The organism is Marinobacter nauticus (assembly GCF_003634635.1).
GTDB classification, from domain to species: Bacteria; Pseudomonadota; Gammaproteobacteria; order Pseudomonadales; family Oleiphilaceae; genus Marinobacter; species Marinobacter nauticus.
Genome location: NZ_RBJB01000004.1, coordinates 695,710 through 715,514, shown reverse-complemented (window position 1 = coordinate 715,514; position 19,805 = coordinate 695,710). Strand labels below are relative to the sequence as shown.

General features: G+C 58.9%; 19 protein-coding genes. 13 read left to right on the top strand and 6 right to left on the bottom strand.

What is annotated here, in order from left to right:
- Nucleotides 1-175 precede the first annotated feature (175 nt).
- The 7 genes from C7436_RS14635 (at nt 176) to C7436_RS14605 (ending at nt 6,816) form a co-directional block, all read left to right on the top strand.
- Complete coding sequence (locus C7436_RS14635; protein ID WP_121208267.1) at nt 176-2,140, top strand: dynamin family protein; 1,965 nt, start codon at nt 176-178, stop codon at nt 2,138-2,140.
- Between the two features lie 171 nt (nt 2,141-2,311).
- Entirely contained in the window at nt 2,312-3,460 is a 1,149-nt protein-coding gene (gene metX / locus C7436_RS14630; RefSeq protein ID WP_121208266.1) for a homoserine O-succinyltransferase MetX, read from the top strand.
- On the top strand, nt 3,457-4,059 hold the full coding sequence (metW, locus tag C7436_RS14625) for a methionine biosynthesis protein MetW (protein ID WP_011784076.1): 603 nt from the start codon (nt 3,457-3,459) through the stop codon (nt 4,057-4,059). The genes metX and metW overlap by 4 nt, the downstream gene beginning before the upstream one ends.
- A complete protein-coding gene (locus C7436_RS14620) occupies nt 4,056-4,508 on the top strand; it encodes a DUF4426 domain-containing protein (RefSeq protein WP_121208265.1) in 453 nt (150 codons plus the stop codon). The genes metW and C7436_RS14620 overlap by 4 nt, the downstream gene beginning before the upstream one ends.
- 4 nt (nt 4,509-4,512) lie before the next feature.
- The gene (rdgB, locus tag C7436_RS14615; protein ID WP_121208264.1) at nt 4,513-5,112 is read left to right on the top strand and encodes an RdgB/HAM1 family non-canonical purine NTP pyrophosphatase; all 600 of its coding nucleotides are present in this window, start codon (nt 4,513-4,515) and stop codon (nt 5,110-5,112) included.
- Between the two features lie 4 nt (nt 5,113-5,116).
- Nucleotides 5,117-6,265, top strand: coding sequence for a radical SAM family heme chaperone HemW (gene hemW, locus C7436_RS14610; RefSeq protein ID WP_121208263.1), 1,149 nt, complete (start codon nt 5,117-5,119; stop codon nt 6,263-6,265).
- Nucleotides 6,265-6,816 carry a hypothetical protein gene (locus C7436_RS14605; RefSeq protein ID WP_011784072.1) on the top strand — a complete coding sequence of 184 codons (552 nt, stop codon included), beginning with the start codon at nt 6,265-6,267 and terminating at the stop codon, nt 6,814-6,816. The genes hemW and C7436_RS14605 overlap by 1 nt, the downstream gene beginning before the upstream one ends.
- Before the next feature lie 2 nt (nt 6,817-6,818).
- Here the strand turns inward: C7436_RS14605 and trmB are convergent, their stop codons facing one another.
- From trmB to C7436_RS14590, 3 genes are all read right to left on the bottom strand, one after another.
- Complete coding sequence (trmB, locus tag C7436_RS14600; protein ID WP_014420388.1) at nt 6,819-7,535, bottom strand: tRNA (guanosine(46)-N7)-methyltransferase TrmB; 717 nt, start codon at nt 7,533-7,535, stop codon at nt 6,819-6,821.
- Between the two features lie 71 nt (nt 7,536-7,606).
- Complete coding sequence (locus C7436_RS14595; protein ID WP_121208262.1) at nt 7,607-9,139, bottom strand: YifB family Mg chelatase-like AAA ATPase; 1,533 nt, start codon at nt 9,137-9,139, stop codon at nt 7,607-7,609.
- A gap of 66 nt (nt 9,140-9,205) precedes the next feature.
- Entirely contained in the window at nt 9,206-9,457 is a 252-nt protein-coding gene (locus tag C7436_RS14590; RefSeq protein WP_011784069.1) for an accessory factor UbiK family protein, read from the bottom strand.
- A gap of 378 nt (nt 9,458-9,835) precedes the next feature.
- Between C7436_RS14590 and glnK the strand changes: the two genes are divergently transcribed.
- On the top strand, nt 9,836-10,174 hold the full coding sequence (gene glnK, locus C7436_RS14585) for a P-II family nitrogen regulator (protein ID WP_011784068.1): 339 nt from the start codon (nt 9,836-9,838) through the stop codon (nt 10,172-10,174).
- Nucleotides 10,175-10,241: 67 nt separating this feature from the next.
- Nucleotides 10,242-11,513: an ammonium transporter gene (locus C7436_RS14580; RefSeq protein ID WP_011784067.1), complete on the top strand. Its 1,272-nt coding sequence runs from the start codon at nt 10,242-10,244 to the stop codon at nt 11,511-11,513.
- Between the two features lie 63 nt (nt 11,514-11,576).
- Here the strand turns inward: C7436_RS14580 and speE are convergent, their stop codons facing one another.
- Nucleotides 11,577-12,458 carry a polyamine aminopropyltransferase gene (gene speE / locus C7436_RS14575; protein WP_121208261.1) on the bottom strand — a complete coding sequence of 294 codons (882 nt, stop codon included), beginning with the start codon at nt 12,456-12,458 and terminating at the stop codon, nt 11,577-11,579.
- 138 nt (nt 12,459-12,596) lie between these two features.
- Here speE and speA point away from each other — a divergent pair, with 138 nt between their 5' ends.
- Nucleotides 12,597-14,510, top strand: coding sequence for a biosynthetic arginine decarboxylase (gene speA / locus C7436_RS14570; protein WP_121208260.1), 1,914 nt, complete (start codon nt 12,597-12,599; stop codon nt 14,508-14,510).
- Between the two features lie 27 nt (nt 14,511-14,537).
- Here the strand turns inward: speA and C7436_RS14565 are convergent, their stop codons facing one another.
- The gene (locus C7436_RS14565; protein ID WP_121208259.1) at nt 14,538-15,575 is read right to left on the bottom strand and encodes an AraC family transcriptional regulator; all 1,038 of its coding nucleotides are present in this window, start codon (nt 15,573-15,575) and stop codon (nt 14,538-14,540) included.
- A gap of 235 nt (nt 15,576-15,810) precedes the next feature.
- On the opposite strand from C7436_RS14565, the gene C7436_RS14560 reads away from it, so the two are divergent.
- Both C7436_RS14560 and C7436_RS14555 read left to right on the top strand, forming a co-directional pair.
- On the top strand, nt 15,811-16,410 hold the full coding sequence (locus C7436_RS14560) for a sigma-70 family RNA polymerase sigma factor (RefSeq protein ID WP_014420382.1): 600 nt from the start codon (nt 15,811-15,813) through the stop codon (nt 16,408-16,410).
- Nucleotides 16,407-17,045 (top strand): ChrR family anti-sigma-E factor, encoded by a 639-nt coding sequence (locus C7436_RS14555; RefSeq protein WP_121208258.1) that lies wholly within the window; start codon nt 16,407-16,409, stop codon nt 17,043-17,045. The genes C7436_RS14560 and C7436_RS14555 overlap by 4 nt, the downstream gene beginning before the upstream one ends.
- A gap of 34 nt (nt 17,046-17,079) precedes the next feature.
- On the opposite strand, the gene C7436_RS14550 is transcribed toward C7436_RS14555, so the two are convergent.
- On the bottom strand, nt 17,080-17,814 hold the full coding sequence (locus tag C7436_RS14550) for an SDR family NAD(P)-dependent oxidoreductase (protein WP_121208257.1): 735 nt from the start codon (nt 17,812-17,814) through the stop codon (nt 17,080-17,082).
- Between the two features lie 176 nt (nt 17,815-17,990).
- Between C7436_RS14550 and C7436_RS14545 the strand changes: the two genes are divergently transcribed.
- A complete protein-coding gene (locus C7436_RS14545) occupies nt 17,991-19,766 on the top strand; it encodes an acyl-CoA dehydrogenase C-terminal domain-containing protein (RefSeq protein WP_121208256.1) in 1,776 nt (591 codons plus the stop codon).
- Nucleotides 19,767-19,805 lie beyond the last annotated feature (39 nt).

Genomic DNA, 19,805 nt, shown 5'->3' with positions numbered 1-19,805 from the left:
CTTTTTGATAGCAAACTCAGGCCCTTTCCCGGAAATGCCGACTCGCGCACCCTCAAACATTAACAAAACAGGTTATTATTAAACGCATTTAATCTGGGCGAGCGATTGGCGACACGTGTTCACCATCACTGACTCACCCAGGACATACCCGGAAGTCGCGCAGAAGGATTATCCGATGAACCCGCAGGGAACTCTGTCGCAGCAGGTTGAGGCGTATCACAACTGGAAAAAGGAACTGATCCGGCAGATTGGCCGCTATCGGCTGTGGCTGCAGGATAACAACCTGTTTTCAGAAGACGTCAGCACCCGTATTCGCCACGGACTGGAGCTGCTCATTGAGGATGAGCTGACCATTGCTTTTGTTGGTGAATACTCCCGTGGCAAGACGGAGCTGATCAACGCCCTGTTTTTCTCGGAATACGGCCAGCGCATGCTGCCATCCCAGGCCGGGCGCACCACCATGTGTCCGACCGAGCTGTTTTTTGATCGCAGCGCCAACCAGAACTATCTGCTTTTGCTCCCGATCGAAACCCGCACGGGCGATCTGTCTCTGCAGCAGCTGCGCAAGAAGCCGGAACAGTGGATTCGGCATGAGCTCGACGAACGCAATCCGGACGTCATGCGCGAAGTGCTGGCAGAAGTTGCCCGGATCAAGAGCGTGAGCCCGGAAGAGGCCCGGCAGCTGGGCTTCGACGAGGCCATGCTGGAACACGATCGCAATAATCCCGGCAATGTGCTGGTACCGGCCTGGCGTAATGCCCAGATCAGCATTCGCCACCCCCTGTTCGAGCGCGGCCTGCGCATTCTTGATACTCCGGGCCTGAACGCCCTTGGCTCGGAACCCGAACTGACCATCAGCATGCTGCCCCGGGCCCATGCCGTTATCTTTGTGCTCAGCGCGGATACTGGCGTCACAGCCAGTGACATGACTATCTGGAAAGAGCATATCGATACCGAGCACGCCGACCACCGGGCCGGCCGGTTTGCAGTTCTCAACAAGATCGACGTTCTATGGGACGACCTTCAGGGCGAGAAGCACACCCAGGAATCCATTGACCGTGTTCGCAACTACACCGCGGACCATCTGGGCATCCGCCAGCAGGACGTTATTCCTCTCTCTGCAAAACAGGGATTGCTGGCACGGGTTCGCAAAGACAACAACCTGTTCGACCGCTCCAACATCGGTAAGCTGGAGCAGCTGATCATTCAGCGCATCCTGATGCATAAGGAGCAGCTGATTACCCAGAACCTGATCAACGACTTGCTGGGAATGCTACAGAACAGCCAGGCGGCCATGCAGTACCGCCTGGATGCCCTGGAAGAAGAACGCCAGGCCTGCGCCGGCGCCACCCTCGACAAGGCCGCGCTGTCCCGGCTCGCGGAACGGGCCCAGAAGGATTATGACTTCTACTACAAGAAGCTGATCACTCTGCGTTCATCGCGTCGGCTGATGGAATCCCAGGGTGACATGCTCACCAAGCTGGTCAGCGAAGATCGCTTTGAGCAGCACGCCAGCCAGGTACGGAAAATGATGTCGAAAAGCTGGACCACGGCCGGCATGAACCGGGCCATGGAACACTTTTTCGAACTCCTGGAGAGCGACCTCACTAACCTGCTGAGCGAAGGGCGGCTCGCGGAGAAAATGGTAGGCGCCATCTATCGCAGATACAACGAAGACACCCGCGCCCGGCACCTGGAGCCCATTCCGCTACGGGCCGGCCGGCATGTGATTGCCATTCGTGAATTGCGCAAGAAAGCCCGGCGTTTCCGCAATAACCCGAAGAATCTGCTGTCGGAACAGTCAACGGTGGTCAGCCGCTTCTTCAATGTGATGGTGAGCGAGGCCCGCACGCTGCATGGCCGGGTGCGAAAAGATGTAGAGCGCTGGCCAAACGAAGCCCTGCTGCCAATCATGCAGTTCTCCATGGAACAGAAACAGCTGCTTGAGCACCAGATCCGCCGCCTGCGCGACATGGTTCGCACCGATCGGGACAGCCGGGCCGAACGCCAGCGTCTGGATCATGCCACGGCAGACCTGCGCAAGCAGCTGGAACTGGCCGACGCCATGATGCGCCAGATTCGCAAGCCGGCACCCACGATGATCCAGCAAAAAGTCGTCAATATTTCCGGCGCCATGTAACCAGGCACTGGCGAGCCGCACTACTTTGGTGCGACTCGCCAGACAGGCACCCTAAACGCCGGTTGCAGCAACCTCCCCCCGCCTTTAAACTGCAGTGCTGGCGCCAGTTCCGGTGCCAGCCAAGGCCTGTGGCCAGACACCAGTGGACCGAACCAGGAACTCATCACACCCATGCCTGATTCCCTGCCCTCGGATTCCGTGGGCCTTGTAAGCCCGAAGACCATCCACTTCGACAAGCCGTTGGAGCTGGCCTGCGGCCAGACGCTGGAAAGCTACGATCTGGTGGTGGAAACCTATGGCAAACTCAACGCCGATGCCAGCAATGCGGTACTGATCTGCCACGCACTCAGCGGCCATCACCATGCCGCTGGCTACCACTCGCTGGATGACCGCAAGCCGGGCTGGTGGGACAGCTGTATCGGCCCCGGCAAGCCCATTGATACCAACCGGTTTTTCGTGGTCAGCCTGAACAATCTCGGTGGCTGCCACGGCAGCACCGGCCCCAACTCCAACAACCCGGAAACCGGCAAACCCTATGGTCCGGATTTCCCGGTCGTTACCGTGGCTGACTGGGTCGCCAGCCAGGCCCGACTGGCGGATCATCTGGGCATTCAGCAATGGGCCGCTGTGGTTGGCGGCTCCCTCGGAGGCATGCAGGCCCTGCAGTGGAGCCTGGACTACCCGGACCGGCTACGGCATTCCGTGGTCATCGCCTCGACTCCACGCCTGACCGCACAGAACATCGCCTTCAACGAAGTCGCACGGCAAGCCATCACTTCGGACCGGGAATTTTTCGAAGGCCGCTATTACGACGAGAATCTGGTGCCGAAGCGCGGCCTGATGCTGGCCCGGATGGTTGGCCACATCACCTATCTTTCAGACGCCTCCATGGGCGAAAAATTCGGCCGTGAACTGCGTGAGGAAGCCTACAAGTTCGGTTTCGACGCCGAGTTCCAGGTGGAAAGCTACCTGCGTTACCAGGGCGAGCGCTTTTCCGAAACCTTCGACGCCAACACCTATCTGTTGATGACCCGGGCACTGGACTACTTTGACCCCGCCTACGACTTCGGCGGCGATCTGTCCAAGGCCCTGGCACCGGCACAATGTGAATACCTGGTACTGTCCTTCAGCACCGACTGGCGATTCTCGCCAGCGCGCTCCGAGGAAATGGTCAATGCCATGATTTCCGCCAGAAAGCGCGTAAGCTATGCCGAAATTGATGCACCCTGGGGCCATGATGCCTTCCTGATCCCGACCCCCAGATACACCGACATCTTTACTGCGTATATGGACCGGGTAGCACGGGAGGTCGGCGCATGAGAGCAGATCTTGAGATTATTCAACAGTGGGTGCGCCCGGGCCACCACATTCTGGACCTGGGTTGCGGCGACGGCACCCTGCTGGATTTCCTGCAACGGGAGCGCAATGCCACCGGATTTGGCCTTGAGATCAACCCGGACCACATCACCACCTGTATGGGCCGCGGCGTACGGGTGATCGAGCAGAACCTGGATACCCAGGGCCTCGACAACTTCGATGATGGCATGTTCGATATTGTCCTGATGACCCAGGCCCTGCAGGCGGTACGCCGCCCGGACAAGGTCATTGATGAAATGCTGAGGGTGGGTCGCGAAGGTATCGTCACCTTCCCCAACTTTGCCCACTGGCGACTGCGCTGGGGCCTGGCGCTGAGCGGCCGAATGCCCGAATCCGATGCACTGCCGTATAAATGGTATAACACCCCCAATATCCGCCTTTGCACTTTCAAGGATTTTGAAGCGCTGTGCCGGCAGAAAGGCATCAAGATCAAAAGCCGCCGGGTAGTGGACGGGCAGCATCAGAACAGCTGGCTGGCGCGGCTCTGGCCCAATCTGTTGGGGGAAATCGCCATATACCGCATCACACGGGAGAGCACATGATGAACCTTCTGACTGCAAGCAAGACACTGTTTCTGGCGTTCGGGCTCATGCTGGCATCGATCACCAGCCAGGCCGGGCAAAAGGATTTCGGAGAATATCAGGTGCACTGGAGCGTGCTCCCCAGCACCTTCCTGGCGCCGGAAGTGGCACAGGCCAACAATCTGCAACGCAGCCGGGGCATCGGCATCGTTAACATCTCGATCATGACCGAAGACGAGCACGGCCAGATCCAGCCCGTCAGTGGGCAGGTGGAAGGCCAGGTCTCCAACGATATCCAGCAGGTGAACTTTCTGGCGTTCCGCCGCATTCAGGAAGGTGATGCCGTGTACTTCATTGCCCAGTACCAGTATCAATCCGGAGATCTGATGACGTTCAACGTCACGGCGCGCCCCAGCGGCCACCAGGAAGACCTTCCGATCCGTTTTTCCCATACCCTGTTCAACGACTGACACCATGGCCCGCAAACTCGTCATCGCCAGCAACAACAAAGGCAAGATCGCCGAACTGACTGATCTGCTCGCGCCACTTGGCTTGCAGCCGGTCGCCCAGGGTGAGCTTGGGGTATCAGAGGCCGAAGAACCGGCCGTTACCTTCGTTGAGAATGCCATTATCAAAGCCCGCCATGCAGCGAGAGTCACTGGCCTGCCTGCGCTGGCCGACGACAGTGGCCTGGCCGTGGATGCCCTGGACGGCCGCCCGGGCGTTCGCTCCGCCCGCTTTGCCGGCGAAGAGGCAACCGACAATGATAATGTCGAGGCGTTGCTGGCGGCGTTGAAAGACACGCCTGAAGCAGAGCGCAGCGCTCAGTTTCACTGCGTTCTGGTTTATCTCCGCCATGCTGACGATCCCACGCCGATCATCTGCCATGGTCGCTGGCCAGGCCGCATTCTCGCCGAGCCGCGCGGGCAAGGCGGCTTCGGTTACGACCCGGTCTTTCTGGTACCGGAGCATGGATGCAGCGCTGCCGAGCTGACACGGGGGCAGAAAGGCAGGATCAGCCATCGGGGACGGGCTCTGGCCAGCCTTCTGGATCAACTCAGGGCGGAGCTTTAATACTGTGACCGCCACCCTGCCCGTGGCGGTCTGCCCGCCCTTGAGTCTGTACATTCACGTGCCCTGGTGCGTGCGCAAATGCCCGTACTGCGACTTCAACTCCCACGCTGTCAAGGGAGAGATTCCCGAACACGCCTACCTGAACGCCCTTCTGGAAGACCTCGATCAGGATCTGAGCCTGGTACGGGAACGCCCCATTGAAACCGTGTTCATCGGTGGCGGAACCCCGTCCCTGATGAGCGGCGCGTTCTACCACCGCCTGTTCGAGCGGCTCCGGGAACGGCTAACATTCAGCCCCGAGGCCGAAATCACCCTGGAGGCCAATCCCGGCACGCTGGAGACTGGTCGATTCGAGAGCTTCCGGGAGGCTGGCATCAATCGGCTGTCCATCGGTGTTCAAAGCTTTGATCCGGCGCAACTGAAAACCCTGGGCCGGATTCACGACAGCGCGTCGGCCCACAGCGCCATTGAAGCCGCCCGCAAGGCCGGTTTTGATAACTTCAATGTCGACTTGATGCATGGCCTGCCCGGCCAGACACCGAGTCAGGCTCTGGATGATTTACAGGCAGCGTTGAGCTACCAGCCCCGGCACCTGTCCTGGTATCAGCTCACCATCGAGCCCAACACCGAGTTTTTCTCCCGACCACCCGCCCTGCCGGACGATGACCGGCTCTGGGAAATTTACCAGCGCGGGGGAGATCTGCTGCGCCAGGCGGGGATGGACGATTATGAAGTCTCCGCCTGGAGCCTGCCGGGCGCTCAGAGCCGGCATAACCTGAATTACTGGACCTTCGGGGATTATCTGGCCCTTGGGGCAGGCGGCCATGGCAAGGTGAGCCTTGCCGACGGACGCATCCTGCGATACTGGAAGACCAGGCAGCCCGACGCATATCTCAACCGGATCGGCTCCCGCACCGCTGGCAGTGAAGCCATAGAGCCGGAAGACCGGCCCCTGGAATTCATGATGAATGCGTTGAGACTAAAAAGCGGCACCGACGAAAGACTGTACAGTGAGCATACAGGTTTACCACTGTCGTCCATTGCGGTAAAACTTGAGCAGTTACGAAATGAAAACCTGATCGTCCCCGACCGTCTGCAGGCGACGGCAAAGGGGCAAAGATACCTGAACAGCCTGCTGGAGCACTTTCTCTGATGGACTCAGCCCAGCGCCCACCGCTTATTCCCATGCGCCCGATGAAGCTGCCCATGAAGGTTTCCCTGGTGGCTGCACTGGCACTGTGGCTGGTTCTGGTGGCGTTGAACCAGCCACTGCATACGTCCGCCGCGCCTCAGGGGATTGTCAGTTTACAGCTGGCCGGTACCGCCGAGCAGACTCACGCCATTCTGCGCAGCTGGCGTGACGGCAATCTCGCCATGGCACGGCTATCACTGTGGCTCGACTTTGTGTTCATCGTGGTCTATCTGGCCGCGCTGCTTCAATTAACCCGCCACTTCACCCGGGACAGACCGGGTATCCGGGAACGGATGGTCGCCCGCTGGGTGCGCGCCCTGTTTGTCATCGCAGGCATCAGCGATGTAGCGGAAAACATTGTTCTGCTCAATAACTTCAATCCGCCTTCAGACTCCCTGAGCCTGACCGCCACCATTCTGGCGCTGGTGAAATTCACCGGCCTGATACTTGGCATGGCGGGCCTGGTGGTCATCCGTGCTTCCCGCCGCAGGCCCCTGACTCACTCCCACTGAACTCAGTTGGTGCGATAAAACAACAAATCCCATACTCCGTGGCCAAGATTTTCGCCACGCTTCTCGAACTTGGTGATCGGGCGGTCATCAGGCTTGGGCGAATAACCACCTTGCTCCTGGGTATTGGCAAAGCCCTCTGACGCACTCATCACTTCCAGCATGTGCTCAGCGTAGTTCTCCCAGTCTGTGGCCAGGTGCAGAATACCGCCCACCCGCAGCTTATGGCGGATGCGCTGAACAAATTCCGGCTGGATCAAGCGGCGCTTGTGATGCTTTTTCTTGTGCCACGGGTCCGGGAAGAACACCATCACCCGATCCAGGCAGGCATCTGGCAGACACAGGTCAATCACATCATTGGCATCAATGCTGTAAACCCGCACGTTCTCGAGACCACGCGATTCCACTTCTTTCAACAAAGCGCCGACGCCCGGCAGGTGTACTTCCACCCCGATAAAATCCTGCTCGGGTGCCGCTTCGGCCATATCGGCAAGAGATTTGCCCATCCCGAAACCGATCTCCAGGTTGAGCATGTTATCGCGGCCAAACACCTCACGGGGGTCGATCATGCCATTGTCACGGCTCAGTCCGTACTTGGCCCAGTTGCGATCGAAGGCCTTCTTCTGACCTTCGGTCATCCGCCCCTGGCGCAGTACAAAGCTGCGAACACCGCGGCGTGTGGTGACCGGATTCGTATCCTGAGTCTCGTTCTGGTCAGTCATTCTGTGTCCTCAAGCTTCAAAGCGGATCTCGTGGAATAAATCTGGCACACAGTTTACCAGAGTCAGTAGCTTCAGGCGGAGACAACCGACCCCTGGCCAGTCTGACGGTCGAGTTGGCGGTAACCCAGCGCCTCCATCAGGTGCGACTGGCTCAGGTGTTCAGCACCCTCCAGATCCGCCAGGGTGCGGGCCAGTCGTAATATTCGATGGAGCGCCCGGGCCGACAACCCCAGTCGCTCCATGGCCCGGGTCAACAACCGCTCACTGGCCGCATCCAGCCGGCAAGCCTGATCCAGCAACGCTCCCGAGAGGCCCGAGTTGAGCATCCCACGAGCCTCCTGCCGGGCCCTGGCAGCCAGAACCCTGGCCCTGACACTGGCGCTACTCTCACCGGACGCCCCGGAACCGAGCAAGACCTCTCCGGACTGCACTGGAACCTCCACATGCAGATCGAACCGATCCAGCAACGGCCCCGAGATCTTTGCCCGATAACGCATCACCTGTGCCGGCGTGCACTGGCACTCGATATTGGGGTGACCACTGTAACCACATGGGCATGGGTTCATGGCGGCCACGACCTGAAATCGCGCTGGGAAGGTGACCTGCCGCGCCGCCCGGCTGATGGAGATTTCGCCAGTTTCCATAGGTTCCCGCAGCACTTCCAGGACCCGCCGTTCAAACTCCGGCAGTTCATCCAGAAACAACACCCCCCGGTGCGCCAGAGAGATCTCACCCGGGCGAGGACTGCTGCCACCGCCCACCAGCGCCACTGCAGACGCCGTGTGATGAGGCGCCCTGAATGGTGGCTGACTCCAGCCACCTGGCTTTAGCGGCTGGCCAGCAACGGAATGCACGCTGGCCACCTCCATGGCTGCCTCATCTGGCAAACCTGGCAGAATGCCCGGTAACCGGCTCGCCAGCATACTTTTACCGGTTCCTGGCGGGCCGAAAAACAGCAGATTGTGACCGCCAGCTGCGGCCACCTCCAGCGCCCGACGGGGTACTTGCTGGCCTCGCACCTCTGAGAGATCGGCCACAGACACCGCTGCGGAACCGTCTCCCGGCGTTTCAGATCGAGGAACAGGAACCAGCCTGGCACGGCCCGTCAGATGCTCACACACTGTCAGCAGATGGCTCGCGGCAAGCACATCATCACGGCTGGCAAGGGCAGCTTCCTCGGCGTTGTCCTGAGGTAGCAACAGCGAACGGCCTGCTTCGCGAGCCGCCAGTACCGCGGGCAATATCCCCTTGAGGGGCCGAAGCGCACCATCCAGGGACAGTTCCCCGAGAAACTCGTGGCTTTCGAGGCTTTCGGGGGGAATCTGGCCGGAGGCTGCCAGGATGCCCAAGGCAATGGGCAAATCAAAACGGCCACCTTCTTTGGGCAGGTCAGCAGGCGCGAGATTGATGGTGATTCTACGGGCGGGGAATTCGAAACCGGCATTCAGCAGTGCACTGCGAACCCGATCCTTGCTTTCCCTCACTCCGGTTTCCGGCAGCCCGACGATGGATAATGCCGGCAGGCCACCAGACAGGTGCACCTCAACGGTAACCGGGGGAGCAGACACGCCAATGCTGGCGCGCGAATGGACAATAGCGAGCATGACAACCTTCCATGGCACAGAACAATCAGTCGTTGCGGGCAGCGACCCTGCCGCCCGGGCAAACCATCAGGAACTCTGGCGTTGCTCCAGTTCGGCAACACGTTTTTCCAGGGCCTCAACCTTTTCACGGGTTTTCATCAGGACCGCCTGCTGGGCATCAAATTCTTCCCGGGTCACCAGCTCCAGCCGGGACAGAACCGACATCACCGTGGCCCGGGCCTGGGTTTCAAAATCTTCCCGTGCTGCCCGAGCCATATCGGGAACAAACTGGCCAAACTGACCCTGCAACTGAGAAAAAATTTCCTGGGGCCCTTTCATCAATCACCTCTCGTATCGGTTTTTCGGCGATATCAGACTATTTTCCGTGTCGCCGGGGTGTTTGCGGGAGTGTATCACACCCTACCCCCTGCCATACTGTACCCGGTCGGCATTATAATGGCCGCGGCCGATGGCCCGACTGCGCTGTTTTGAGACAATCGTAGGCACAATGCACCACAACAGTGCGTCAAGCTGCGCCATTTCGGCACAGACAATAATTAAGAGTTTGTTTTAAAAGCTATTTTTTGCGTTGGCATACCCGATGCTAAAGCCCTCGTACGCAATCCGCACAATTGATGTGCGAGGTGGCAGCATCCCGAACTCAACAACCGGCCGACGGGCCCTCACTGTTGGGACGGCTTTACCAAGGAGAAAGCAATGAAACTTGTGACAGCGATCATCAAGCCTTTCAAATTGGATGATGTCCGTGAGGCACTATCCGAGATTGGCGTACAAGGCGTAACCGTCACTGAAGTCAAAGGCTTCGGTCGGCAGAAAGGCCACACAGAGCTCTATCGTGGCGCGGAATACGTGGTGGATTTCCTGCCCAAGGTCAAAGTGGAGATCGCCATTGGCGACAACCTGCTGGACCAGGTCATCGAAGCCATCACCAAGGCAGCCAATACCGGCAAGATCGGCGACGGCAAAATATTCGTGACTGAACTGGAACAGGCTATCCGGATCCGGACAGGCGAAACCGGCGAAGAAGCGGTCTGATCCAGAACTGACACCTAGCCAACGCAAAAAACTTATAACCTGAAGAGCCTTGTGCGGAGGGCTTCCTATGGAAAGCAATCTCTTTCACCTGCAGTATGCAATAGATACCTTTTATTTTCTCGTGTGTGGCGCATTAGTCATGTGGATGGCCGCAGGCTTTGCCATGCTCGAGTCCGGCCTGGTGCGTGCTAAAAACACCACCGAAATCCTGACCAAGAACGTCGCGCTCTTTGCCGTGGCCTGCACCATGTACCTGGTGTGCGGTTACGCCATCATGTACGGCGGTAACGTCTTCCTCTCCGGCATCGCCGATGTGGACGTGGACGGCGTACTGGGTGACTTCGCCACCCGTGAAGACGGCTTCACCGGCGGCTCCATCTACTCAGCGGCCTCTGACTTCTTCTTCCAGGTCGTGTTCGTGGCCACCGCCATGTCCATCGTGTCCGGCGCGGTTGCTGAGCGCATGAAGCTGTGGGCGTTCCTGGTATTCGCGGTCTTCATGACTGGCTTTATCTACCCGCTGGAAGGCGCGTGGACCTGGGGTGGCGCCGATGTGTTCGGTATGTACAACCTCGGTGATCTTGGCTTCAGTGACTTCGCCGGCTCCGGCATCGTACACATGGCAGGTGCCGCTGCGGCCCTGGCTGGTGTACTGCTGCTTGGCCCGCGTAAAGGCAAATACGGCCCCAACGGTGAAATCCGTGCCTTCCCGGGCGCCAACATGCCGCTGGCCGCTCTGGGTACCTTCATCCTGTGGATGGGCTGGTTCGGTTTCAACGGTGGTTCTGTACTGAAACTCGGCGACGTAGCCAGTGCCAACTCCGTGGCCATGGTGTTCCTGAACACCAACGCAGCCGCTGCCGGTGGCGCTATTGCCGCCCTGATCACCGCTCGCCTGATGTTTGGCAAGGCTGACCTGACCATGCTGCTGAACGGTGCGATCGCCGGTCTGGTGGTAATCACCGCCGAGCCATCCACCCCGAGCGCGCTGACAGCCACTATCTGGGGCGCCCTAGGCGGCATCCTGGTGGTACTGAGCATCGTCACTCTGGACAAGCTGCGCATCGACGATCCGGTCGGCGCCATCTCTGCCCACGGTGTCTGTGGTCTGCTGGGCCTGCTGCTGGTACCGGTTACCAACGGCGATGTCAGCTTCAGCGGCCAGATCATCGGCGCCTTGACCATCTTCATCTGGGTATTCGTAGCCAGTCTGGTCGTCTGGGGTATCCTGAAGGCTGTCATGGGCATCCGTGTGACCGAAGAGGAAGAGTACGAAGGTGTCGACCTCTCCGAATGCGGTATGGAAGCCTATCCGGAGTTTGTCAGCGGCAAGCAGTAACACCGCTACCTATCGGAACGAAAAAGGGCGCCCTTGTGGCGCCCTTTTTCTTTAAGCTCTGGTTCAACCCTCTTCCGGGCGAACCTCATCTTCCAGCGCATCCACCATAAACTGCGGCATGGCCAAGGCACCGTGGTGCACCCCGGCATTGTAGTAACGGGTGACAAAGGGGCGGTTGTTGGCATCTTCCTCGCGGAAATACTTCAGCGGGTTTTCCTTACTGCCCATGGTGCAGCTCCACCAGCCCGTGGGGTATACCGGCTGGGGGAATGGCAATGTCTGCACATGGCCAAAACCGGCTTTGTGCATATCATCGTGAATGCCCTTGATGATGGTATTGGTGTGCAGCAGGGGGGATTCGCTCTGCTGAACGATGATACCGCCCTCCCTCAGGGCCAACATGGCATCGCGATAGAAATCCAGCGCGAACAGGCCTTCCGCAGGACCCACCGGGTCGGTACTGTCGATAATCAGCACATCAATGCTGTTCGGCTCGATATCACGCATCCACTGGATGCCATCACCGAAAAAGAAGTTGGCACGGGGGTCGCCATTAGCTTCGCACAGTTCTGGAAAATACTTCTCAGACATGCGGGTTACCCGCTCATCGATCTCCACCTGCCAGGCTTCCTGCACTCCTGGGTGCTTCAGCACTTCTTTCAGAGTGCCGCAGTCGCCACCACCGACGATGACCACTTTTTTCGGGTCCTTGTGGGTGAACAGCGCAGGATGGGTCATCATTTCGTGGTACAGGAAATTGTCCCTGGTGGTCAGCATCACACAGCCGTCCAGAACCATCAGGTTGCCGAAGGTTTCGGTTTCATAGATTTCGAGTTTCTGAAATGGCGTCTGCTCTTCATGGAGCTTGCGCTTTACCTGAAGGGAAAAAGCGGTGCCCTGGTCCTGAAATACCTCGGTGAACCAGCCTTCGTTCAATGCGGTCATGTCTGTCTCCCACTGTGTGCCGCTGCAATGTGCCGGGGCATCTGAAAGGGGCGTATTGTAGGTGCAGTGGTCAGCTCCTACAATGCAGCCTGTTACCGGCCTGCCGGCCGCCCCGGGTTCCCTGACAGGATAGCAACAATGGCTGAAACCGCTGCATCACCAGCCCACAAGGTCTACAACATCGCTCACTGGAGTGACGGATACATTTCAGTCAACGGTCAGGGCGAGGTTGAAATCTGCCCGGACCGGGGCAGAAGCGACGCCCGCATCAACCTGCCGGCGCTGACTCGCTCGCTGGCCGAAGCCGGTGTGCCCCTGCCGGTTCTGATTCGCTTTACCGATATCCTGCACGATCGGGTCAACAAACTCTGCAATGCCTTCAACAAAGTCACTCAGGAGCAGGGCTACCGGGGCCGCTATACGGCGGTTTACCCCATCAAGGTAAACCAGCAGCGCCGGGTGGTGGAAGAACTGCTGTCAGCCGAACCGGCCGCCTCCGCCAACCAGGTGGGCCTTGAAGCCGGCAGCAAACCGGAGTTGATGGCCGTATTGGCGCTGGCAAAGCAGGCCGGTTCGGTGATTGTCTGCAACGGCTACAAGGACCGGGAGTACATCCGCCTGGCACTGATCGGCCAGAAACTGGGTCACCGGGTGTTTATCGTGGTGGAAAAGCAGTCGGAGCTGCCACTGATTCTGGAAGAAGCAAAAAAGCTGGGCATTTCCCCGCTGATTGGCGTGCGAGCCCGGCTGGCGACTATTGGCAAGGGCAACTGGCAGAATACCGGGGGCGAGAAATCCAAGTTCGGTCTGTCTGCCAGCCAGGTGCTGGATGTGGTGGATACCCTGAAACAGGCCGGAGCCCTGGGCACCCTGCAACTGCTACATTTCCATCTGGGTTCACAGATTGCGAATATCCGGGACATCCAGACCGGCTTGCGTGAGTGCGCTCGTTTCTACACGGAACTGCACGCTATGGGCGCCCCCATCGGTACTGTCGATATCGGCGGCGGCCTGGGTGTCGACTACGAAGGAACCCGTTCCCGCAGTAGCTGCTCCATGAACTACAGCGTATTTGAGTACGCCTACAATGTGGTGCATGTGCTGCAGTCCGAGTGTGACCGCCAGGGTATCCCGCACCCGGACCTGATCAGTGAATCCGGCCGGGCACTCACCGCGCATCACTCAGTACTGGTCACCAATGTGATTGACCGCGAATACCCGGACAACCGCGAGCCTACGGAACCCGCTACTGAGGCCCCCGCGCCGCTGCAGGATCTCTGGCGAGACCTGGAAAGTCTTCAGGATGAAGGCTCGCCCCGCTCACTGGCGGAAATCTATCACGACATCCTGCACGCCATGGCCGATGTCCACGCCCAGTTTGCCCACGGTTTGCTGTCCCTGCAGGAGCGGGCCCAGGCCGAAACCCTGTACGTGCGCTGCTGCCGGATGCTCCGGGCCGAGCTGGACAGCGCCAACCGGGCGCACCGGGAAATCATCGACGAGCTGAACGAGAAGCTTGCGGAGAAACTGTTCGTGAACTTTTCCCTGTTCCAGTCCCTGCCCGATGTCTGGGGCATCGATCAGATCTTTCCGGTGATGCCGATCAACGGGCTTAACCGGTCACTGAACCGGCGGGCCGTGATCCAGGATATCACCTGCGATTCGGACGGCCGGATTGATCAGTACGTGGACGGCCAGGGCATCGAAACCACCTTGCCACTGCCCGAACACGACCCGGAGTCCCCTTTGCTGATGGGCTTCTTCATGACCGGCGCCTATCAGGAAATCCTTGGCGATATGCACAACCTGTTTGGCGATACCCACTCGGTGGACGTGAAACTGGACCAACAGGGGCAATATCAGGTGGGGGAACCCATTACCGGGGACACCGTGGCGAAAGTACTGCGTTATGTGAATTTCGAGCCCGCCAACCTGCTTGAGGCCTACCGGCAGAAGTTCCGGCACAGCGGCCTGTCTGAAGAGCTGCAGCAAACGCTGCTGGCCGAGCTGTCCTCCGGGCTTGAGGGCTATACCTACCTGGAGGAAGGATAAATCGTCAGGACGGACGAAAAGGCGTGATCAGGTCTGATTGTCCCGGCGCCAGGCCGAGGGCGACATTCCTTCCCACTTGCGAAAGGCCCGGCCAAAATTGGACGGGTCGCTGTAACCCAGATGCTCGGCGATCTCGTCAATGCTCATCGCCGAATGGCGCAACAGCAGCTCCCGGGCCCGCTGATGTCGCACACTCTCCTGAAGACCATGAAACCCGCCACCCTCGGCGGAGAGCTGCCGCCGAAGCGTTCGTGGCGACACCCCCATTTGCTGCGCCACATCCTCGAGGCCGGGCAAACGCCCATCCCGGGCAGACTCCAGCAAACGCAAGACCCGATCGCTCACCGAGGCAGATGCTTCCATCTGGCGCATTTCTTCCTCGCACTGGGCTTCTGCCACCCGGCGGGCAACCGGATTGGACAGTGACATCGGTAACCCCAGAAACGACTTGCGAAAGCGCAACTGGTTTACTCCCGCCGAGAACGTGACCTTGCCGCCGAACAGATACTGGTAGCGCTCAACATCCTCGGGGCGAGGGTAATCCACCAGGCACCGCCCGCCATCCAGTAACTGAGTGCCGAATAACAGGTAATTCACGTCCATCAGGGTGGCCATCACCACTTCAATATTAAACCGATGAAGCTTCTCGGTGTCGTGGTGAATTTCCAGCTGAATCACTGCATCCTCATCCTCGACGAAGAACGCCAGCGACATATAGGCGAACCGGATCCGGAAATATTTGATCAACACCGCCAGCGCCTGCTCCAGGGTGTCGCAACTGATGGCAGCCTGGGACAGGGCTCCGTGCGCGGTGAACTTCAGACGTTTGCCGTATTCCAGCCCCAGGCATTCATCACCACAGCGGGTCAGTGCCTGCTGGCATAACGCCGTGAACTGGTCGAGCGTAATGAAATTGTCGGGATGACTGAGCTGGCTGTTTCGAATACCGGCCACTGACACGAGATCCGAACGACGCACCCCACGCTCCTCTACCAACTGGCAGAGAATTTCAGCGTAATGCACCCGCATAACGGGCAAAGAGCCACTGGAGAGCGTTGCGTTCATGGTCTGGAATTTTTGATCGTTGTTTTAACGATCAGACTAGCCCCTGCCGGGGCAACCGGCAATTACCCCGGTGACGCAGTTCTTCCGGCCTTCTGGCCATCCCGACAATTTTTTCGGAATCCATGAATCCGCCCGGGAATCCATTGCGTAAACACTCTCACTGACAAATCTGTGACGAGTGCATAGAATGATGACCATAGCCAGCTCAAATACGATAACTGTCAAGGAGCGCCCGGTGACAACACTGGAGCAGCAACCAACGAAAACCGAAGGGCGCAAAGACCCTTGGGGTGTTTTGTTGGAAAAAGTCGGCAAACATCAGGATCGGGCGGCTTATCATGCTTTGTTCGAGCACTTTGCCCCGCAGATCAAGTACTACGCAATCTCGAACGGGCTGGCCAGCCACGCGGAAGAGCTGGTGCAGGAAGTCTTCGTCTCTATCTGGCGCCGTTCCTGTCTTTACGACTGGCGCAAAGCGGCCGCTTCCACCTGGATTTTCACCATTGCCCGGAATCAGCGCATTGATATGCTGCGTAAAATGCAGCGGACCAGTGCTGAGATGGCGGTGGAAACCGAGGATCTCTGGCAGATTCCGGGTGATAACGAAGACGAACCAGTTACCTCCCTGCACCGCCTGATGTCCGAGCGGCGCATCCGGGAGTCGCTGAGCCAGCTCCCGGAAGAGCAGATTACCGTAATCGCGAAGGTATATATGGAGCACAAATCCCACCAGATGGTGGCAGATGAGCTCAACATTCCTCTCGGCACCGTGAAAAGCCGGGTTCGCCTGGCACTGAACAAACTGAAAGTGATTTTGCAGGATCAAAACGTATGACACGGCACCATCCCGACAGCCTGAGTCTGATGGAGTACAGTGCGGGCAACCTGAGCGAGCCCCATGCACTGTGCATCCGCCTGCATCTGGAGCAGTGCCCCCACTGCCGCAGCCGGGTCGATACTCTGAACAGCCTGGGCGCTGTCATGATGGATCACCAGCCAAAGGTGACGGTGGCTGATTCGAGCTTTGAGCAACTGATGGCGCGTATCGATAGCTCCCCGCAAGTATCATCCCCGGTGGTTCCCCAGCCAAAGGTGAGCCCTCTGCAGAAACTGCTCGGGGATGACATCAATGCGCTGCCCTGGAAACGTCAGCTTGCGGACGTGAGTGTGCTCGACATTACCGACAAGTTTCCCGGCCAGAACGAGCGGGTCGTCCTGCAAAAACTGGTAGCGGGCGGCAAGGCGCCGGCCCATACCCACCGTGGCGATGAAACCACGATTGTGCTGCAAGGGGCTTTTGCCGACCAGAAGGGCGTATTCAATCAGTGGGACTTTGTGGTTCTGAACGAACAGGACGAACATCGTCCGGTGGCCGTCGGTTGCGAAGACTGCATTACTCTGTCAGTGCTGAGCGCCCCCCTGAAGCTGACCGGGGCCTTCACCCGTCTGCTCAATCCGTTCCTGCGTTAACAGTGTGCTGCGGCGCCGCCGCAGCATGACTTCGCTACCATGGCAGATCACTGCCATCCCAACTGATAAAACGCCCATTATCCCTGGCATCGAGGCTTTCCAGAACCGAAAACAGATTGCTTGCCGTCTGCTCTGGCTCGTGCACCGTTAACTGCTCCAGCGACTGCTGAAATGGTTGGCTCAGCGACGACAAGGTGGTGCCCGGGTGCAGGGAAACGCATGCCAGTGGCGCGTAACGCCTCGACAATTCAATAGAAAGGTTCTTCACCACCATATTCATCGCCGCCTTGGAGGCGCGATAGGCGTACCAGCCCCCTAACTGGTTGTCCGAAATAGACCCCACTTTCGCAGACACCGCGGCAATACGCTTGAAGTGCTTTCCCCTCAGCACCGGAGCCAGCCTCTGCATCAGCGAGACAAACCCGAGGCAGTTCACCTGGTAGCTCCGCATCATGCTTCGGCCATCGATATCCTCCAACCGTTTCTCCGGAAAGATCTGGCCATCGTGCAGCAGGCCTGCGGCATAAATAACGGTTTGAACCGGACCAGAAGCTTCCAGCACAGCCTTGAACTCGGCGACATCAAGCCGCTGCTCGTCCTCTGCATCCCAGGCCATCAATCTCACGCCAGAGTGATTCTTCAAATCGTCCGGCGCCGTCTCCGGCTTCCGGCACAGCCCAATCAGGCTCCGGTCCGGATAGCTGCTCAGATAACGTCGGGCCAATGCCGCACCGATGGCACCGGACACCCCCGCAATAACGGTCGTCATTCACCGATCTCCCGATTATCAATCAAGCCCATGTCGTTGATACGAAAAATCAATGCGTTCGGGCCATCCTGAAGCAAACCAAATAATTCAAACGCCCGTATGAAGAAAGGCTTCCAGATCAGAACGACGATATCCGGCGGTCGTTTAGACCGTCAAATCAAAACAGGAGAGTATCCATGCAATACCAGGCACCAGCGAACGATCTTCGCTTTCTGTTGTTTGATGTGTTGGGTGCAGACAAGCTGCACGAGCTGGAAAAGTATGCCGATGCCACACCGGACCTGATCTCCGCGGTCATTGATGAGGCCGGCAAGCTGGCGGCAGAGGTCATTCAGCCCACCAACCAGGTTGGCGACCGTCAGGGCTGCAGCTACGACCCCGAAACCAAACTGGTCAAGACTCCAGACGGCTTCAAAGAGGCCTACCAGAAGTTTGTCGAAGGTGGCTGGACCGCGCTGGACGCGCCACTGGAGTTTGGCGGCCAGGGCCTGCCTCACACGCTGAAATTCGTGGTGGACGAGATGGTGTGCTCCACTAACCTGTCGCTGGGCATGTACCCCGGCCTGACGCATGGTGCCATCAGCGCCCTCTTTGCCCACGGCTCGGAAGAGCTTAAGCAGACGTATCTGGAAAAACTGATTTCCGGCGAATGGACCGGCACCATGTGCCTGACCGAGCCCCATTGTGGCACCGATCTGGGCCTGATTCGCACCAAAGCCACGCCGAATGATGATGGCAGCTACGCGATTGAGGGCACCAAAATCTGGATCACCGGCGGTGAGCACGATCTGGTGGACAACATTGTCCATCTGGTGCTGGCCAAGTTGCCGGGCGCGCCAGACACCACCAAAGGGATTTCCCTGTTTGTGGTACCCAAGTTCCTGCCAGACTCCGGTGAGCGCAATCCGGCCTTCTGTGGTGGCCTGGAGCACAAGATGGGCATCAAGGGTTCCGCCACCTGCGTCATGAACTTTGAAGGCGCCAAGGGCTGGCTGGTGGGCGAGCCCAACAAGGGCATGAGCGCCATGTTCACCATGATGAACGAAGCCCGTCTGATGGTGGGCATGCAGGGCCTGGGCCTCGCGGAAATGGCCTACCAGGAGAGCCTGGCCTTCGCCAAAGAGCGTCTGCAAAGCCGCTCCCTGAGTGGCCCGAAAAACCCCGACGGCCCGGCCGACCCGATCATTGTGCACCCGGATGTACGCCGCATGCTGATGCGCCAGAAAGTGCTGAACGAGGGCATGCGTGCACTGGCACTGTTTACCGGCCACCAACTGGATCTCTCGGTGGCACACCCGGACGAAAAGGTGCGTGAAAACGCCGATGATCTGGTGCAACTGCTGACGCCGGTGGTCAAAGCCTTCCTGACCGATGAGGGCTACAACAACGCCAACTGGGGCCAGCAGGTACTGGGTGGCTCCGGCTTCACCCAGGACTGGCCGCTGGAACAACTGGTACGCGACGGCCGTATCGCCCGTATCTACGAGGGCACCAACGGCATCCAGGCGATGGATCTGGTGGGCCGCAAACTGTCGCTGAAGGGCGGGCAACTGGTACGCGCCCTGTTTGCCGAGCTGACGGGTTACCTGAAAGACAATCCTGATGCGCCCTACCGGGAAGAACTGAAAGGCGCCGTCAAGGGTCTTGAGCAGGCCACTCTGTGGCTGGCCCAGAATGCCCCGAAAGATCCGGAGCAGGCTGGCGCTGCGGCAACACCATATCTGCGTCTGACAGCCCTGACCGTCATCGGCTATCTGTGGTCCCGCATGGCTGCCGTGGCTGGCCAGCAGCTCGAAGCAGGCGCAGGTAACAAGCCACTACTGGAAAGCAAGCAGGTATCCGCCCGTTTCTATTTCGAGAAACTGATGCCTGAGGCGGACTGGCTGCTACGGGATATCCAGTCCGGCAAAGACAGCCTGATGGCCCTGGAAGATGAGCAGTGGATGGCCTAAGCGGCAGAGCTTCCGGTCAGACCAAAAATCCTGGCCGGA

Excerpts from the sequence above, each read along its gene's own strand:
- C7436_RS14635 (WP_121208267.1), top strand. The coding sequence starts at position 176 with ATGAACCCGCAGGGAACTCTGTCGCAGCAGGTTGAGGCGTATCACAAC.
- metX (WP_121208266.1), top strand. The coding sequence starts at position 2,312 with ATGCCTGATTCCCTGCCCTCGGATTCCGTGGGCCTTGTAAGCCCGAAG.
- metW (WP_011784076.1), top strand. The coding sequence starts at position 3,457 with ATGAGAGCAGATCTTGAGATTATTCAACAGTGGGTGCGCCCGGGCCAC.
- C7436_RS14620 (WP_121208265.1), top strand. The coding sequence starts at position 4,056 with ATGATGAACCTTCTGACTGCAAGCAAGACACTGTTTCTGGCGTTCGGG.
- rdgB (WP_121208264.1), top strand. The coding sequence starts at position 4,513 with ATGGCCCGCAAACTCGTCATCGCCAGCAACAACAAAGGCAAGATCGCC.
- C7436_RS14605 (WP_011784072.1), top strand. The coding sequence starts at position 6,265 with ATGGACTCAGCCCAGCGCCCACCGCTTATTCCCATGCGCCCGATGAAG.
- trmB (WP_014420388.1), bottom strand. The coding sequence starts at position 7,535 with ATGACTGACCAGAACGAGACTCAGGATACGAATCCGGTCACCACACGC.
- C7436_RS14595 (WP_121208262.1), bottom strand. The coding sequence starts at position 9,139 with ATGCTCGCTATTGTCCATTCGCGCGCCAGCATTGGCGTGTCTGCTCCC.
- C7436_RS14590 (WP_011784069.1), bottom strand. The coding sequence starts at position 9,457 with ATGAAAGGGCCCCAGGAAATTTTTTCTCAGTTGCAGGGTCAGTTTGGC.
- glnK (WP_011784068.1), top strand. The coding sequence starts at position 9,836 with ATGAAACTTGTGACAGCGATCATCAAGCCTTTCAAATTGGATGATGTC.
- C7436_RS14580 (WP_011784067.1), top strand. The coding sequence starts at position 10,242 with ATGGAAAGCAATCTCTTTCACCTGCAGTATGCAATAGATACCTTTTAT.
- speE (WP_121208261.1), bottom strand. The coding sequence starts at position 12,458 with ATGACCGCATTGAACGAAGGCTGGTTCACCGAGGTATTTCAGGACCAG.
- speA (WP_121208260.1), top strand. The coding sequence starts at position 12,597 with ATGGCTGAAACCGCTGCATCACCAGCCCACAAGGTCTACAACATCGCT.
- C7436_RS14565 (WP_121208259.1), bottom strand. The coding sequence starts at position 15,575 with ATGAACGCAACGCTCTCCAGTGGCTCTTTGCCCGTTATGCGGGTGCAT.
- C7436_RS14555 (WP_121208258.1), top strand. The coding sequence starts at position 16,407 with ATGACACGGCACCATCCCGACAGCCTGAGTCTGATGGAGTACAGTGCG.
- C7436_RS14550 (WP_121208257.1), bottom strand. The coding sequence starts at position 17,814 with ATGACGACCGTTATTGCGGGGGTGTCCGGTGCCATCGGTGCGGCATTG.
- C7436_RS14545 (WP_121208256.1), top strand. The coding sequence starts at position 17,991 with ATGCAATACCAGGCACCAGCGAACGATCTTCGCTTTCTGTTGTTTGAT.